At 62.8% G+C, this 15967-nt stretch carries 13 protein-coding genes and 1 pseudogene; 5 read left to right on the plus strand and 9 right to left on the minus strand.

What is annotated here, in order from left to right; genetic code table 11:
• Positions 1–113: 113 nt before the first annotated feature.
• From P0D80_RS21640 to P0D80_RS21655, 4 genes are read right to left on the minus strand one after another with little or no spacing between them, the layout of a single operon-like run.
• Positions 114–1343, minus strand: coding sequence for a polysaccharide biosynthesis/export family protein (locus P0D80_RS21640; protein ID WP_408175787.1), 1230 nt, complete (start codon positions 1341–1343; stop codon positions 114–116).
• Positions 1337–1792 (minus strand): arsenate reductase/protein-tyrosine-phosphatase family protein, encoded by a 456-nt coding sequence (locus P0D80_RS21645; protein ID WP_132374651.1) that lies wholly within the window; start codon positions 1790–1792, stop codon positions 1337–1339. Before P0D80_RS21645 ends, P0D80_RS21640 begins: the two co-directional genes overlap by 7 nt.
• Positions 1793–1835: 43 nt before the next feature.
• On the minus strand, positions 1836–3284 hold the full coding sequence (locus tag P0D80_RS21650; RefSeq protein WP_408175428.1) for a UDP-glucose dehydrogenase family protein: 1449 nt from the start codon (positions 3282–3284) through the stop codon (positions 1836–1838).
• 40 nt (positions 3285–3324) lie between these two features.
• On the minus strand, positions 3325–4722 hold the full coding sequence (locus P0D80_RS21655) for an undecaprenyl-phosphate glucose phosphotransferase (protein WP_132374653.1): 1398 nt from the start codon (positions 4720–4722) through the stop codon (positions 3325–3327).
• A gap of 634 nt (positions 4723–5356) precedes the next feature.
• On the opposite strand from P0D80_RS21655, the gene P0D80_RS21660 reads away from it, so the two are divergent.
• On the plus strand, positions 5357–6910 hold the full coding sequence (locus P0D80_RS21660) for a mannose-1-phosphate guanylyltransferase/mannose-6-phosphate isomerase (RefSeq protein ID WP_408286639.1): 1554 nt from the start codon (positions 5357–5359) through the stop codon (positions 6908–6910).
• A gap of 129 nt (positions 6911–7039) precedes the next feature.
• On the opposite strand, the gene P0D80_RS21665 is transcribed toward P0D80_RS21660, so the two are convergent.
• Positions 7040–8233 (minus strand): DUF6566 family protein, encoded by a 1194-nt coding sequence (locus P0D80_RS21665; protein ID WP_408286641.1) that lies wholly within the window; start codon positions 8231–8233, stop codon positions 7040–7042.
• Positions 8234–8467: 234 nt separating this feature from the next.
• Here P0D80_RS21665 and P0D80_RS21670 point away from each other — a divergent pair, with 234 nt between their 5' ends.
• Complete coding sequence (locus P0D80_RS21670; RefSeq protein WP_408286642.1) at positions 8468–8752, plus strand: hypothetical protein; 285 nt, start codon at positions 8468–8470, stop codon at positions 8750–8752.
• A 74-nt stretch (positions 8753–8826) separates the two neighbouring features.
• On the opposite strand, the gene P0D80_RS21675 is transcribed toward P0D80_RS21670, so the two are convergent.
• Positions 8827–9123, minus strand: coding sequence for a YciI-like protein (locus tag P0D80_RS21675; RefSeq protein ID WP_132374657.1), 297 nt, complete (start codon positions 9121–9123; stop codon positions 8827–8829).
• Between the two features lie 447 nt (positions 9124–9570).
• Here P0D80_RS21675 and P0D80_RS21680 point away from each other — a divergent pair, with 447 nt between their 5' ends.
• From P0D80_RS21680 to P0D80_RS21690, 3 genes are all read left to right on the plus strand, one after another.
• Entirely contained in the window at positions 9571–9867 is a 297-nt protein-coding gene (locus P0D80_RS21680) for a PsiF family protein (protein ID WP_132374658.1), read from the plus strand.
• Positions 9868–10103: 236 nt separating this feature from the next.
• Positions 10104–10553: a hypothetical protein gene (locus P0D80_RS21685; RefSeq protein WP_132374659.1), complete on the plus strand. Its 450-nt coding sequence runs from the start codon at positions 10104–10106 to the stop codon at positions 10551–10553.
• A gap of 399 nt (positions 10554–10952) precedes the next feature.
• Positions 10953–11540 (plus strand): BPSL1445 family SYLF domain-containing lipoprotein, encoded by a 588-nt coding sequence (locus tag P0D80_RS21690; protein WP_132374660.1) that lies wholly within the window; start codon positions 10953–10955, stop codon positions 11538–11540.
• A 286-nt stretch (positions 11541–11826) separates the two neighbouring features.
• Here the strand turns inward: P0D80_RS21690 and P0D80_RS21695 are convergent, their stop codons facing one another.
• From P0D80_RS21695 to otsA, 3 genes and pseudogenes are all read right to left on the minus strand, one after another.
• The gene (locus P0D80_RS21695; protein WP_408175437.1) at positions 11827–12894 is read right to left on the minus strand and encodes a glycosyltransferase family 4 protein; all 1068 of its coding nucleotides are present in this window, start codon (positions 12892–12894) and stop codon (positions 11827–11829) included.
• Between the two features lie 231 nt (positions 12895–13125).
• A pseudogene (locus tag P0D80_RS21700) lies at positions 13126–14292 on the minus strand (AAA family ATPase).
• 115 nt (positions 14293–14407) lie between these two features.
• Positions 14408–15820, minus strand: a complete 1413-nt coding sequence (gene otsA / locus P0D80_RS21705; RefSeq protein WP_132374663.1) for an alpha,alpha-trehalose-phosphate synthase (UDP-forming) — start codon at positions 15818–15820, stop codon at positions 14408–14410.
• Positions 15821–15967: the final 147 nt, after the last annotated feature.

The raw sequence follows: 15967 nt of genomic DNA on the forward strand, positions 1-15967 counted from the left end.
CTCACAATTCGATCCCGTATCGGTTACAGCGGTGTTTGCTTCGGTCCCGCGCCGCGTCCTTTACGGACGGCGCGGCGCGGGCCTGACGACGGCTCAGACTGCGGTTCAGATGATCAACGCGTCAGCTGCTTCAGGTAGAACAACGTCTGCACACTCGGCAACACCTGCTGCAACACACGGTTGAAGGTGGTCGACGCGGCGGTGCCCACATACACGACATCCAGCGGCTGCAACTGGAACTGCGAGGACAGCATGATGGCGTCCGGCTGCGTCATGTCGAGGCGGTACACGTCCGGCGTGGTCGGGTGATCCTTCATGCCGCGCATCACGAAGATCTGGCGCGGATTGGCGTCGGTGTCGAGAATGCCGCCGCCTTGCGTCAGCGCATCGGCGATCGTCATCCGGCCCTTGATGATCGGCAACTGGATCGGCGTTTTCACTTCACCCATCACGAAGACGCGGCTGTCGGTGCGGTCCGGCACGTTGATCACGTCGCCGTTTTGCAGCATCACGTTCTGCGTGGTGTCGCCGCGATCGAGCATGCGGTCGGCGTCGAGTACGTAGAGTTTGTTGTTGCGCGTGAGACGTACGCGCTGAATGTCGGCGTCCGCGTTCGTGCCGCCCGAGCGCGTGATCGCGTCGACCAGCGTGAGCGGCACGTCGCTCACCGCGAGCGGGCCCGGCGTCTTCACTTCGCCGGTCACCTGCACCTTCTGGCCGCGGTACGACAGCACGCGCACGTCGACCTGCGGATTGCGGATATAGCGCACGAGGCCGGAGCTCAACTGATCGCGCAACTCGCCGACGGTTTTGCCGGCGGCCCGAATACGGCCGACGAACGGGAAAAAGATCGTGCCGTCGGCCGCGATGGTCTGGCCGTAGGGATCGGCCTGGCCCGGCAGCGCTGCCGTGTACGGCTGCTGCAAGGCGCCGCCGATCGACTGCGTGGTGTTGCCGCCCGCCGACAGCGTGCTGCCCTGCGGGGTGGTCAATTCAGGGTGGTCCCACACGGTGATGCCGAGAATGTCCTGCGGCGAGAGCCGGTACACGTACTGCGACGGGTCGCTCAGGGTCGAGGTCGGCAGCACCTGGGTCTTCGCGGCGGCGGCTTGCGCCTGCGCGGTCACGACGGCGGCATCGATCACATGGACCGGATAGGTTTCGGCGGGCTGGCTGTCGTGCTGGCCGTCGTCTTTCAGACGGGATGTATCGAGGTAATTGCCAGGTGCGGTGGCGCAGGCCGACAGAAAGGACGTCAGCAAAAGCGTGGCGGCAAGTTTCGAGTTGAAATGCGTCGACTTGCCGTTCGCGAATGAGTGTGCAGTGAGTTTTTTCATCAGCATATTTTCTTCAGCCATCCCATGACCAGATGTTCGATGAGCACGAGACTCTCCCTATAAGCGGTTTCCGCACCGCCGTGCGGATCGGCGACGTCGGAATCCGCTTCCCACTTGCCGAGCGGATAGACCTTGCCGCGCGAGGCCGGATCGAGCGCTTCGACGTCGCTCACCTGCGCGCGCTCGGTGACCAGCACCAGATCGGCGTCGCGCACGAGTTGCCGGTCAAGACGCCGCGAGTAGTGGATGCCCGAGGCAACGCCCTGCTCGGCGAGCAGGCGTTGCATGACCGGGTCCATGCCGTGGCCGTTCACGGCCCGGATGCCCGCCGAATGAAACGCGATCGGCGCCGCCTGCGAACGCGACGCCGCGCCCTGCCGGGCCTTGAACAGCATTTCGGCGGCGGGCGAACGGCAGACGTTTGCGTGGCAGACGATCAGAACGTTGGCGAACATGGCGGGCTCCGTGATAACGGCTTGTCGATGCGTTGGCAGCGGATCAGCGGCCGGCTTCGGCTGCGTCCGCCGTTTCTTCCTGCGCGAGCGGCAAGCCGTTCGTGCCGACCTTCGCAGGCGCGATGCGCAGCGCGTGCTGACGGCCGATCGCGTGATACTCGATACCGAGCTCGAGCAGCGCGTCCGGTTCGTACAGGTTGCGGCCGTCGAAAATCAGCGGCGTCTTGAGGATCCGCTTGAGCGAGTCGAAGTCCGGGCTCTTGAACGCCTTCCACTCGGTGAGGATCACCAACGCGTCGGCGCCTTCGGCGGCTTCCATCTCTTCCTTCACGAACTCGAGCCGCGCGTGCTGTTGCGGCACGTCCTTCAGGTCCAGCGCGAACACGCGCTTCGATTCGTCGATCGCGACCGGGTCGTACGCTTTCACGCGCGCGCCGCGGCGCAGCAGCTCGGCGATCAGCGGACGGCTCGGCGCTTCGCGCATGTCGTCGGTGTTCGGCTTGAAGGCAAGGCCCCATACGCCGAAGGTGCGGTCCGACAGGTCTTCGCCCAGCCGCGCGACGATCTTGTTCGCGAGCACTTTCTTCTGCGTGTCGTTGACCGCTTCGACCGCTTCGAGAATGCGCAGATTCGCCTTGTGATCGGCGGCCGTGCGGATCAGCGCCTGCACGTCCTTCGGGAAGCACGAGCCGCCGTAGCCGCAACCGGCATACAGGAAGTCGTAGCCGATGCGCGGATCGGAACCGATGCCGCGACGCACGGCCTCGATATCCGCGCCGACGCGGTCGGCCAGATTCGCGAGTTCGTTCATGTACGAAATGCGCGTGGCGAGCATCGCGTTGGCCGCGTACTTGGTGAATTCGGCCGAGCGCACGTCCATATACAGCGTGCGTTCGCGATTGCGGTTGAACGGCGCGTAGAGGCGCTTCATCAGGTCGCGCGCTTTCTCGCCCGGCACGTCCTCGTCGCAACCAAGCACGATGCGATCGGGCCGCGTGAAGTCTTCCACCGCCGCGCCTTCTTTCAGGAATTCGGGATTCGACACCACCGAGAACATGTGCGCGGCATTGCGTTCGGCGAGTTCGGCGGCGATCACTTCGCGCACGCGCGAGGCCGTGCCGACCGGCACCGTCGATTTGTCGACGATCACCTTGAAGCCCGTCATATGGCGGCCGATGTTGCGCGCGGCGGCGAGCACGTATTGCAGGTCGGCGGAACCGTCCTCGTCGGACGGCGTGCCGACCGCGATGAACTGGATATCGCCATGCGCGACCGCGGCTTCGACGTCGGTCGAGAACTTCAGGCGGCCGGCCTTGCGATTGCGCGCGATGATCTCCTGCAGACCCGGTTCATGGATCGGCACGCCGCCGTTGTTGAGCACGTCGATCTTGCGCTGATCGACGTCGAGACAGAACACATCGTGGCCAATGTCGGCCAGACATGCGCCCGTCACGAGGCCTACGTAGCCACTACCGATGATCGTCAGGTTCATGTATTACACCTCGCAGAATTGAGTTGATTGGGAAAGGAGCTTAGTAAGCGTTGCTGCCGACGAAGCCTTTCCACAGCGTCAGCACGACGATCTTGATGTCGAGCCAGAAGGTCCAGTGCTGCATGTAGTACAGATCGAGCTTGACGCGGCCCATCATCTTTTCGATGCGGTCGGTTTCGCCGCGATAGCCGTTGATCTGCGCCCACCCGGTGATGCCCGGCTTGATCCGGTAACGGTGCATGTAGCCCTTCACCAGATCCTTGTAGATGTCGTCGTGTTCGAGCGCATGCGGACGCGGGCCAACCACCGACATCTCGCCGCGCAACACGTTGATGAACTGCGGCAGCTCGTCGAGACTGGTGCGCCGCAGGAACGCGCCGACCGCGGTGATGCGCGGATCGCGCCGCGTAGCCTGAGTGATCTTGCCGTGCTCTTCCTTGTGCATCTTCATCGAGCGGAACTTGTAGATCTCGAACTGATTGCCGTCGATGCCTTTGCGCTTTTGCCGGAAGAACACGGGGCCCGGCGAGTTCAGCTTCACCGCGGCGGCGATCACCAGCATCACCGGTGCGAGCGCGGTCAACGCGGCCAGCGCGAACAGACGATCGAACACGCGCTTGGGCAGCACGCGCAGATCGGTGATCGGCGAGGCGGCCAGGTTGATCGCCGGCACGCCGAGCAGATCGACCATCGGCTGATTGAAGAGCGTCAGGCTGCGCACGTCCGGAATGAAGCGGATGTTCACGAAGTCGTTGCGCAGATCCATCACGAAGCGATGGATCGCTTTCTCCTTCGAGATCGGCAGCGCCAGCCACAGCTCGCGGATCGCACGCTGGCGCACGAGATGCAGCATGCGCTGATAGTCGCGCTCGACCGGCACGCCTTCGATCACCTCGCCCGCATCCGGGTCTTCGTAGTGATTGATCGTGCTGTCTTCATCGAACACCACGACCGGCGAGAAGCCCGCGTCCGGACGGCTGCGCATCTGCTGAATCAGAAAGCGCCCATACGGCGCGCCGCCGACGATCGCCACCGCGCGCTGATTGAAGCCTTCGCGGCGCAGTCCGCGCAGAATCGAATAGACGATCACCTTGGTGACGATCAGCAGCACGATCGTGGCCACGGCCCAATAGACGAGCCACAGCCGCGACAGGCTGTCCGAGCGGTGCAGGCTGAAGCTGATCAGCACGCCGGTGACTTCCACCAGCAGCCAGCCGCCCGCCACGCGGCACAGCAGGTCGTACAGCGGCTTGCCGCGCCACGACTGATAGATCCCGAGCGCAGGGAAAAACACCACCACCAGCAGGCAGTCGAATGCGAGCGAGACGCTTTGCATATCGTCCAGCCACACGACTTTCCCGCTGTGAACGGCCGTCGCGATGGCGGCGCCGAGCGCGACCATGGCGATGTCGATGATTCTCGATAGAACGCTCAGCATGCGCTGCCCCTCAGTTCGTCAGTCAAGTGCCATCCGTTGGTTGGTTGAAATCCAGTCCGGCGACGGGACGCACAACGCCGGTAACCGCGTCATGCAAATCCATGCGCGACGCGTAACTGTTTGAACCGGTGCTAATTGCCCTTCTGTTTCCCGCCCGAAAAACTGCCTGAACAGCCGGATTGGGAAACCTGTGTCGGAATGAGTGAATACCCTTGTACAGGTATAGATAAAGCGATATTAAAATTCCCACTGCAAGACCGCAAAAAATCTCAAATTGTATCGGTCAATGTTTCGGCATTTTTTCTGAATTTTGTTCGGCAATTGTTACCGGATTCTGCGTTTGACAGGCATCCTGCAAGCCTTGATGTAAGCCAATCTCGTACTTTCCGAGTGTTTTCCTACGAAGCTTACGCCGCGCCTTCCGTCATCATTCTGCGGCATGAACGGCGATAAAAAAATAGCCGGCGATTTTTTTCGCGTAATTTTTCTTTTTAAAAAATTATCGGGACATTTTTTCTTCACGAAATGGAGAAATTTATTAGGCGTTTTATATAGTTTCTATTTAACGCGCTTTTATTGATTCCTGAGTTCGTGATAAAACTCGACGCATTCACCCAGCCTCGAGGAGTCCATCATGACAGCTCCGGTCACGGCCACGCCCGCCGACACCCGGTCCACGCAAGTCAAGTCCCTGAACGTCAAGCTCAAGGTTCATCCCGTGATTCTGGCGGGCGGCTCCGGCACGCGGTTGTGGCCGATGTCGCGCGAACAGCATCCGAAACAGTTGATCGGCCTGCTCGGCGACGATTCGCTGCTGCAATCCACCACGCGCCGTCTCGAGGGACTCGAGGCCGGCTATCCGCTCACCGAGCAACTCGTCGTGGTGGCCAATGAAGAACAGCGCTTCACCACCGCCGAGCAATTGCGCACGAGCGGCAAGCCGACCCGGCTGATTCTCGAACCCGCCGGCCGCGACACGGCGCCGGCACTCACGGTGGCCGCCCTCTCGGTCGCCGCGCAGGACGAAGACGGCATCATGGTCGTGATGCCCGCCGATCACGCGGTCACCGACATCGACGGCTTTCACGCGGCCGTGGCCGCCGGCGTGCAGCATGCGGCGGCCGGTCATATCGTCACGATGGGTATTGTGCCGACGCGCGCGGAAACGGGCTACGGCTACATTCGCATTGGCGCGGCGCTTGGCACGACTAACGACACGCAGGACGCCGACGCGGAAGTGACCGGCAAGGTCGGCGCGCACAAACTCGATCGCTTCGTCGAGAAGCCGCATCTGGAGCTCGCGCAGCGATATATCGAATCGAAGGAGTACTGGTGGAATAGCGGCATCTTCATCATGCGCGCGTCGACCTGGCTGAAGGCGATCCGCCATTTCCAGCCTGCCATTTACGAAGCCTGCGATGCGGCCTTCGCGGGCGGCAAGGCGGACGGCGACTTCTTCCGGCTGCAACGCGACGCGTTCAGCGCATCGCCGTCGAATTCGATCGACTACGCGGTGATGGAGCAACTCGGCAACGATCAAAGCGCGGCCTCGGGCGTGGTCGTGCCGTTGCAGGCCGGCTGGTCCGACGTCGGTTCGTGGGACGCGATCTGGGACATCTCGGATAAGGACGCCGATCAGAACGTGGGCCGTGGGCGCGTGATGTTCGAAGGCGCGGCCTCGACCTTCGCGCATTCGGAAGGACGCCTGATTGCCTGCGTGGGCACGCACGATCTCGTGGTAGTGGAAACGGCCGACGCCATTCTGGTCGCCGACAAGTCGCGCGTGCAGGACGTCAAGAAGATCGTGGGCCGGATTCGCAACGACGGTGGGCTGGAGGCGGCCAACCATCGCAAGGTGCATCGCCCGTGGGGCAACTACGATTCCGTCGACACCGGCGAGCGCTTCCAGGTCAAACGGATCGTGGTGAAACCGGGTGCGCGGCTCTCGCTGCAAATGCATCATCACCGCGCCGAACATTGGATCGTCGTGCGCGGCACGGCGCTCGTCACGCGCGGTGAAGAGCGCTTTATCGTCTCCGAAAACGAATCGGCCTATATTCCGCTGGGTGTCACCCACCGTCTCGAGAATCCGGGCAAGATGCCGCTCGAAATGATCGAGGTCCAGTCCGGTTCGTATCTCGGCGAAGACGACATCGTGCGTTTCGACGACACCTACGGACGTCAGTAACGCGCGTGGACGAGGGGCGTCAGTGGACGGCGTCCTTCTGATAACACCAGTGAATCACAGCGAATGTCACAACGAATGAAACGGGAACCTGCGGCGGTTGCTCCTACCGGCCGCGGGGAACTGCTGTGCTCACCCCGCGTGGGAGATGAGTTCTGTGTACGACGGATAACGATCGGATGCACTGTTCTCGGTCGCCGCCGTGGCAGCGGCCGGTTCGCCGGGATAACGGCGCAACGGACCACGGAACGCGTTGAGCGGTCCATGCAACGGCGCGCCGTGATTGGCCGCGACTGGCTCGGGCACATGGCGCAAGGCAGGCAACGGACGAGCCGCCGTGGGCGCAGGGTTCGCTGAGACATGAGCCGGCGCTTGAGCGGATGCTTGTGCCGCAGCCGCGGATTGCGCCGCTGCCGCCAACGTGAGGCATTCGCGGTCGATCCACTGCCGCGCCCAGTCGAGCGCATATTGCTCCGCCGCCTCGGCTTGCTCAAAGCGCGGGCCGACGAGGCCGGAACGCTCGACGCGTTTGCCGTCCTTCATGATTTCCGCCCACGCGCGATACATGGCGTTAGGCACCTGCTCGGCCGCGACGTAAATCACATAGCCATGCCGGTCGAGGATTTCCGTGCCGCGGGGCGCGAGGCTCATCGACAACGGACTGCGCCGATCGTCAGGCACAGGCGTGCCGCGCGCCGAAGCGACGGCCGAATTCAAACCATGCATGGCCGCGCCTACCGCGCGCGCTTCATCCGGGCGCGGCAAGCCGGCCCGCACGACATGCCGTGCGGGCGCTGCGACGGGTGCCGCTGGCGCACGAGACACCGGCGGCACATTCGCGACGCCGGACAACTGGCGCGTGATATCGGCGATCGGATCGGCCGAACGCCAACTGCTCAGGCTATTCGACATGCCGCCCGGCGCTTGCCACGACTCGGGGCTTCTCCAGGACACGCCACGCGGATGCTCGTCGCGCACGCTGGGGGTTTCCGCTACCGGTGCCGCGGGTTTGGCCGCGACGGGCGGCGCCGGTTGGGGGACGTACGCAAAGGTGCGCCCGGTTTGCGACAACAGCCGAACCATCTCCAGCAGCGTGCCGTTCAACTGCCACTCTTCAAAACGGCGCCGGCAAGTCGGACCAGACGGGTAGCGCCCTGGCAGTTTCGACCAGGGTTCACCGGTTGTCAGAATCCACAGGACGGCATTCGCCACGATGCGTGGTTCGGCGCGGGGCCGGCCGCGTCGGTTTAGACGGACGGCCGGCTCATCTGAAACAAGCGCTGCCAGCAGCGCCCATTCGTCATTGCTTAGCTCATCGAAAAACATTGGGTTTTCTCCACGCAGCCTGGCCGGGCTGCGGCTTTGGACTGCCACGGATTCAACTGTCACGACCCGTGTGCAGGCCTCGGTTGCACAAATATGTTTTGTACGTTCTGTTGGCTGGTCAATACCGCCCCGACTTAGTGCGGTTTGTCCCTATTGCGAAGCACAAAACGTGGTCTCACTCGTGCATGGGAGAATTTGTGCACGAAGCATACCATCCCCAGGGTTTCCGTGAATATGAATGAGACAAGTGTTACGGATGGAAACAAACTTGTCCTTTTTGCTGCGTCTTTTCTCGCAATGCCGTCACAAAAGTCCGGTCGCTTTCGGCGGCGAAATGACGCTATTGCACCGCACAATCAAAATGCATCACGGGCGAATAAATTTTATGAATCGATCGTCCGTCTGAGACAGGATTTCGATGCATTTTGGCTCGGCTTTGGCCAATCGACCAAGGCGCGGGAAGCAGCGCTGAACACGCTATGTGCAGTGCATCAACGCGGTGAAAATAGCGCGGCCTGAACGACGCGGGAGCATTGAGTGAGCGACCGGTTTCACCGCTCGACACTCCACCGATACAACCGATAGACCAGGTTTTAGCGCACCGGGTTCGCCGCGCCCTCGCCCACCACTGTCGTCCATTGACGCACGCGCCAGCGTGTCACGAGACCGGCGAGTACATACGGATCGGCCTTGGCAAAGGCTTCGGCGGCAGCGGCAGAGTCGCCTTGAAAGAGTAGCATGGCGGTGTCGGTGGGCTCGGCCAGCGCGCCGGCCAGCAGCAGCTCGCCGCGCTCCGTGGCGGCCCACGCGAGCTTCAGATGCTCATCGCGATACGCGGCGCGCCGTTCGAGATAGTCGGACACCAGGTCGTACATCAACAGATAGTGCATGGCGAGCCTCCTTGGCCGGTGTGAGAGCAGACCAGCGACGCAATGGGCGGCACGCATCCTGGTCAATATTACCCATATGTTGGGCGGTAGAATTTCCTGCCGAATTACAATTCAATTGCGTGTGCAGCAATGCACAAAGTTTGTGTTAATTTTTCATCAATCTTATGGAATAGCTTGGTGCTAATTCGTTTGAATTTGCTTCATGCATTTAATCTGGAATGCATAACATCATTCCACGCTCGCGCCATTCGCCACTGGATACTCCAATCCGCCGTCAGTCCCCGCCACGTAAGGGAAAACCAGCGTGAGCGCCTGTCAACCGGAATGCGCTTTTAGCCGTTCTGGCAGACAGCATTTGCCATAATGGACGTGCCGAGGGTCCTGGATACGGTTGACGCCCGCGCGCATGAACGACCAAAAACGTTTTCACCACCGATGGAGTGTCACATGAAAATCCAATCCGCTATCGCCACGCTGGTGCTGGGCGCTGTCCTCGTTTCGCCGGTGTTCGCAGAGAACAGCCAGCAAACCAAAATGGCCGACTGTAACAAGCAGGCCGGTGACAAGAAGGGCGACGACCGTAAGGCGTTCATGAAGACCTGCCTGTCCGCCAAGCCGGCCGCCGCTGCGCCGATGAGCCAGCAGGACAAGATGAAGGCGTGCAACGCGCAAGCCACCGGCAAGAAGGGTGATGACCGCAAGGCGTTCATGAAGACCTGCCTGTCGTCCGCACCGGCTAATTAAACACAACGAATCGGCGTCGTGCGATATGCGCGGCGCCTGAGCGCGCGCCGCTCGAACACAGCGGCGCTGCCATCCGGCACTCGCGCCCCGCGTCCCGCCCCGCCCTTCACGGTCCATCTGCCCGAACCCGCCATTTTTCTTCTATGATGGCTGCGGAGACGGCCCACCCCCCTATACAACATTAGACGGGCCGCCATCTTGTCGTTGGTGCTGCAGAGCATCCATCGGAGGCAAGGATGGTATCGAAGCATAAAAACCGCTGGTTAAGGCGGTGGCTGGTCGTCATCATATTTTGGGCGGTGCCCGTGGCGATCGTGGCGGTGAGCGAGATCCGGGAGGAAATGGCGTACAACGCCGTCGACCTCGACCGTGCGCTGACCACCTGGAATTTCACCGACGCGCAGCGCGCCGCCGGCGCCCCCGCGCGCTGCCACGGCAAGCCCGACGAAGCGCAAGCCGCCGGCTGTCCGGCCGAGGTGCTGGCCGCCAACGCGCCGCGTCAGCAGGACGCCCGCAACGAATACAGCGTGCGCCGCTCCACTTTGATGGCCTATCTCTGGCATGCATTCGTCGGCTACTGGATCGTGCCGGCCGTGGTGCTGTTTCTGCTCGGCGTGCTGATCGGCATGGTGCGCCGCGCGCTGCGGCGTCCGCCGGCGGTCAAGAGTCCGGCGAACCACGGCTGAGCGCGCGTCCGGATCAGAAGGCCGATTGCGGGCCGCTACGCCGGCCGATCTGCAGCGTCGAGGCAACACTTCAATTTGATTTCAACGCACATTTGCGCGGCGTAAAATCGGTAAAAACGAATGGTCGACACCGTCGCCGCCTTGCTCCTATTGGCTGCGGGCAAACCCGGCGCGAACCGCCGGAGCCCATTTGAAAGCGCGCTGCGCGTAGCTTCCACGCGCACTGCGGTGCCGGTCAAAATTACGGCACGGCGCCTTACGATTAGCCCGAAACCCCCGCCCCACAAGGCTTTTCGCCTAGCGACGAACTGCGCCTTTTGTGCTTGCGTGTGATATAACTCAAAGGCAACCCGGCAAATCAGATGAGGTTGCGCCCCGGAACCATGACGGAGAAAAACGATGCAAAGACGAAACTTCATGTTGAAGACTACCGCTGCGCTCGCTTTCGGAGGCCTTGCACTGGCTGGTTGTACGACCAACAAAGGTAACCCGGATACACCCGCCACCGATTCAGCCAAGCGCCAGTCGATCGACGCTAGCGTCGACGGCACCATGTCGCGGCTCTTCACGACGGTGAAGGGATCGCGCGAACTGGTCTCGAAGGCGCGCGGCGTTCTCGTGTTCCCGTCGGTGCTGCAGGTGGGCTTCGTCGTCGGCGGACAGTATGGCGAAGGTTCGCTGCGCGTAGGCGGCGGCACAGTCGGTTACTACAGCACGATTTCCGGCTCATTCGGCCTGCAGGCGGGTGCACAGTCGAAGGCGATCATCTTCCTGTTCATGACGCAGGACGCACTGGACAAATTCCGCAATGCCGACGGCTGGTCGGCGGGCGGCGACGCGTCCGTCGCGCTGATCAAGATGGGCGCCAATGGCGCGATCGACACCACCACGGCCACCGCCCCGGTCGAGGTGTTCGTGCTGACCAATGCCGGCCTGATGGCCGATGTATCGCTGCAAGGCACCAAGGTCACGCGTCTGAAGATCTAGGCACGCCGTCTGGTTGCCGGTCTGCGGGGTGTGCGTCTGATCCGCCGGGTTCCGTGAGCAGCGGTGGCCGGGTCAGACGCAATCCTGCGCAGCCTGCCTTTGCAGTGGGAGCAACGTGGCATGCGGCCGCGACGGCGAGCTTTTGTGGGCCGCAGCCGCAGACCACCGCCCGTTGCCGGATGCAAAAGCCTGATTCGTCTCAAGTCGTGCGCCAATAAAAAACGGCGATGCGCACCACGCATCGCCGCTCTTTTTCACTCTGCCGCGTGAGCCGAATCTCTTCAGCTCAACTGCCCGACGTATCGATCACCTTGAAGCGCGAACGCTTTTGCGCGCGAATCACCAACTGATACGCATCCACATACTGTTGCGCCATGCGGTGCGAAGTGAAGCGCTCCTCGAAGCGCTGCCGCACACCCGCGCGCGGCATCTTATGCAGCCGATTGACCGCCGCCACCGCGCCGATTTCGTCTTCGACGATAAAACCCGTCACGCCGTCTTCCAGCACTTCCGGCACCGAGCCGCGGTTGAACGCGATCACCGGCGTGCCGCATGCCATCGCTTCGATCATCACGAGGCCGAACGGCTCCGGCCAGTCGATCGGAAACAGCAGCGCGTGAGCGCCGGACAGGAATTCGGCCTTCTGGTTATCCGCGATCTCGCCGATGAACTCGACATAAGGCAAATCCAGTAACGGCCGGATGTCGCGCTCGAAATACTCGCGATCGGCGGCATCCACTTTCGCGGCGATGCGAATCGGCATGCCGCAGCGGCCGGCAATCCGGATCGCGGTGTCGACTCGTTTTTCCGGCGAGATCCGGCCGAGAAACGCAAGGTACTTCTGCTCGACCGGCTGCGGCGTGTAGAGCTGTTCCGGCAAGCCGTGATAGACGGTGGTCAGCCACTTGGCCTGCGGCAGCGGATGCCGCTGCGAATTCGAAATCGAGATCACCGGCGCGGTGTTGAACGTGTCGAACACCGGCTGTTGCTCGGGCAAGTCGAGGCGGCCGTGCATCGTCGTGACAAACGGCGTGTCCTGGCGCTTGAAGACCGAGAACGAGTAGTAGTCGAGGTGAAAGTGCAGGACGTCGAAATTTTCGGCCTGGCGGCGCACCAGTTCCATCAGCAGCATATGGGGCGCCACGCGGTCGCGAATGCCCGGATCGAGACGCAGCGCGCGTGGCCAGACGGCTTCGAGCTTCGCGCTGGTGACGGAGTCGCCGCTCGCGAACAGCGTCACGTCATGGCCGAGATCGACCAGCGCCTCGGTGATGTACGACACGACGCGCTCCGTGCCGCCATACAGCTTCGGCGGCACCGATTCGGTCAAAGGGGCGATCTGCGCAATCTTCATATTATGTCTCCGTGAGCTGGCGGCTTGCGCCCTGAGGGCGGTGCGCGTCAGCGGCGCTGAGTATGACAGCGCCAATACCTCCGATCAATGCAACGGCCGAATCCGGCCGCGTGCACCACCGGCATCGAAGCATTATTCACTAGAGGACAACAAAAAGCCTCTGGTCTTGCATTTCCTCGGTGCTGTTACATTCAGCTTACATACGGCTCCACACGTGAACAGCGGCACGTGTCAGCGCGTGGACCATTTCCAGGCCGGCAAATCGCGGTCGTCCGCGTCGGCGATACGGGTCGCGCCGAACTGCTTTTCCAGCACGATCGACTGGCTCGCCTCCTCACGTTCGAGCGCCGCGATCAGACGCGCCGCATGCTACACCACCAGCACCTGCGAATGCGCGGCGGCCCGCGCGATCAGGCGGGCGAGCGCCGGCAGCAGGTCCGGATGCAGGCTCGTCTCAGGTTCGTTCAACACGAGGAGTTCAGGCGGACGCGGCGTCAGCAAGGCCGCGACCAGCAGCAGATAGCGCAAGGTGCCGTCCGACAGCTCCGCGCCTTTCAGCGGCCGCAGCAGGCCGTGCTGCTGCATCACCACTTCGAAGCGGCCGTCCTGTGTCGTGACGTCGAGGCGCGAGCCGGGAAAGGCGTCGTCGATGGCGGCGTCGAGGGCGGCCGGGTCGCCGATTTCGCGGATGGTTTGCAACGCGGCGGCGAGGTCCGCGCCGTCGTTGGCGAGCACGGGCGTGTGCGTGCCGATCTGCGGCAGACGCGCGGGCGCGTCGGCGTCGGTGCGGAAATGGTCGTAAAAGCGCCACGAGCGGATCTGCTCACGCACCCTGATCATCTCGGGTGCGCTCCGCGGGTCGGAGAACTCCGTCATCATGCTGTCGAAGCTGGCGACGGGTTGTGGAATGGTCTGCCAGTCGCCGCGCTCGTCGCGCGTGCGCAGCGCCGGGCCGTGGCGGTCCACCAGCAAGGTCGACGGCCGCAGCACGGGGCCGCTCCAGATGCATTCGCGCTTGATGGTCGGATCGAGCGGAAAACGCGTGGCGTCATTGACGAGCGGTAAGCCGAGATCGATCGCGTAGCCGAACTGATCGCCGGAAAAACCGAGCCGCAGACTTACCGGATCTTTGCGGCGCAGCGGTTCAACCGCGAACTCGCCCGCCAGCACGGCGCGCGAAAAGCGCTCAGGTCCGGCCCATAGCGTGGACGGCAAACCGCCCTCGCGCGCGAGCGAGGTAATCAACCCGCCGCGCGCCGCTTCGGCCAGCAGCCGCAGCGAGCGATACACACTCGACTTGCCGCTGCCGTTTGGACCTGTGATCACGTTCAGCCTGCCGAGCGGGACGATCAACTCGCGCAACGAGCGATAGCCCGCAATTGCCAAAGTGGTCAGCATGCGCTGGCCCGACATTCAGTCGCGCACGCGCGCGCGTTCCTTAACTCTGCCGTATCTGGACACGCGCTCACGCGGCCGCGCCCGACGCCGGACAAACACTGGTCGACACGCCCCATCACTTATGCCCGCCGCCCTTGCCCGGTTTCTGTGCCGGCACGCTGCGCAGATCGCGCAGGAAGGTATCGCGCCACACGCCTAGATCGTTCTCGCGCAGCGCCGCCATATTGATCTCATGACGCCGCTGACGCGCGTCGAGCGGCATCTGCAACGCGCGCTGCAAGGCTTCGCACATGCCGATCGCATCGTGCGGATTGACCAGCAGCGCGCCGGTCAACTCCGCCGCCGCGCCCGCGAAAATCGACAGCACCAGCACGCCGGGGTCGTCGGGATTCTGCGCGGCGACGTATTCCTTCGCGACCAGATTCATGCCGTCGTGCAGCGGCGTGACGAAACCGATCTGCGATTCGCGAAACAGCGACATCAGCTTCCAGCGGTCGTACTGCTGGTTCAGATAGCGGATCGGCGTGTAGTCGAGCCCCGAGTAGCGGCCGTTGATGCGCCCTGCTTCGTACTCCAGGTCCTGGCGAATCTTCTGATAGGTGGCGACGTCCGAGCGGGTCGGCGGCGCGATCTGCACCAGCGTGACATTGCCGCGCCATTCCGGCGAGCGCTCCAGCAGATGCTCGAACGCCCGGAACCGCTCGACGAGACCCTTCGAGTAATCGAGCCGGTCGACGCTCATGATCAGCTTGCGGCCTTCCAGGCTTTGCTTCAGGTCGAGCACGTGCTGACGGCTTTCGTAGCGCTTCGCCTGTTCGGCGATTTCGTCGGGGAACACGCCGATGCGGTAAACGCCGGTACGCAGTTTGCGGCCGAATGCTTCGACGAGTCCGTCCGCGCCCACCGTGCCGCGCGCGTGGCGCGTGACGTAATCCTTGAAGGCGAGCTCGTCGGTGGCGGTCTGGAAACCCAGCAGGTCGTAGCACGACAACGACTTCACCAGCTCTTCATGCGGTGGAATGTTCAGCAGGATCTGCGGCGCGGGAAACGGAATGTGCAGGAAGAAGCCGATGCGGTTCGTAATGCCCTCGTTGCGCAGCGCCTCGGCGAACGGGATCAGATGGTAGTCGTGAATCCAGATCACGTCGTCGGGTTCGAGCAGCTTGATGAGCTTGTGCGCGAGCCACGCGTTGACACGCCGGTAGCCCGCGTACTCCTCGCGCTCGTAGCGTGCGAGGTCGTTGCGGTAGTGGAACACCGGCCACAGCGTCGCGTTGGAAAAGCCGCGATAGTACTGGTCGTAATCCTTGCGCGTCAGACCGACGGTCGCGAAGGTGACCGCGCCGTCCTGTTCCAGCGTCGGACCGGCGTTGGCGACGGTCTCGCTGACCACGTCGCCGCTCCAGCCGAACCACACCCCTCCGGCATCCTTCAGCGCGCCGAATACGCCGACCGCGAGGCCGCCGGCCGATCCCTTGGTTTCCGTCGGCGTTGCGACGCGATTCGACACGACGATCAGTCGGCCCATGTTGCATGTCCTCCTTGGTTCGCGCGGCGCGCTCGGGTGCGTTGTCAGGTGTTCGCGGTGTCTCGCGCGCAATGGCGCAGCGAGAACCGGAAACACGATGAAGCACGCGATGCCGCGCCAGGTTGGTGAGTGCGTGGACGGTTCGAC

Source organism: Paraburkholderia sp. RL17-373-BIF-A (genome assembly GCF_046030175.1).
In the GTDB taxonomy this organism is placed as follows: Bacteria; Pseudomonadota; Gammaproteobacteria; order Burkholderiales; family Burkholderiaceae; genus Paraburkholderia.

What these genes read in the sequence shown, in the direction of transcription:
- P0D80_RS21640 (WP_408175787.1), bottom strand. Translation starts at nt 1,343, where the DNA reads ATGCTGATGAAAAAACTCACTGCACACTCATTCGCGAACGGCAAGTCG.
- P0D80_RS21645 (WP_132374651.1), bottom strand. Translation starts at nt 1,792, where the DNA reads ATGTTCGCCAACGTTCTGATCGTCTGCCACGCAAACGTCTGCCGTTCG.
- P0D80_RS21650 (WP_408175428.1), bottom strand. Translation starts at nt 3,284, where the DNA reads ATGAACCTGACGATCATCGGTAGTGGCTACGTAGGCCTCGTGACGGGC.
- P0D80_RS21655 (WP_132374653.1), bottom strand. Translation starts at nt 4,722, where the DNA reads ATGCTGAGCGTTCTATCGAGAATCATCGACATCGCCATGGTCGCGCTC.
- P0D80_RS21660 (WP_408286639.1), top strand. Translation starts at nt 5,357, where the DNA reads ATGACAGCTCCGGTCACGGCCACGCCCGCCGACACCCGGTCCACGCAA.
- P0D80_RS21665 (WP_408286641.1), bottom strand. Translation starts at nt 8,233, where the DNA reads ATGTTTTTCGATGAGCTAAGCAATGACGAATGGGCGCTGCTGGCAGCG.
- P0D80_RS21670 (WP_408286642.1), top strand. Translation starts at nt 8,468, where the DNA reads ATGAATGAGACAAGTGTTACGGATGGAAACAAACTTGTCCTTTTTGCT.
- P0D80_RS21675 (WP_132374657.1), bottom strand. Translation starts at nt 9,123, where the DNA reads ATGCACTATCTGTTGATGTACGACCTGGTGTCCGACTATCTCGAACGG.
- P0D80_RS21680 (WP_132374658.1), top strand. Translation starts at nt 9,571, where the DNA reads ATGAAAATCCAATCCGCTATCGCCACGCTGGTGCTGGGCGCTGTCCTC.
- P0D80_RS21685 (WP_132374659.1), top strand. Translation starts at nt 10,104, where the DNA reads ATGGTATCGAAGCATAAAAACCGCTGGTTAAGGCGGTGGCTGGTCGTC.
- P0D80_RS21690 (WP_132374660.1), top strand. Translation starts at nt 10,953, where the DNA reads ATGCAAAGACGAAACTTCATGTTGAAGACTACCGCTGCGCTCGCTTTC.
- P0D80_RS21695 (WP_408175437.1), bottom strand. Translation starts at nt 12,894, where the DNA reads ATGAAGATTGCGCAGATCGCCCCTTTGACCGAATCGGTGCCGCCGAAG.
- otsA (WP_132374663.1), bottom strand. Translation starts at nt 15,820, where the DNA reads ATGGGCCGACTGATCGTCGTGTCGAATCGCGTCGCAACGCCGACGGAA.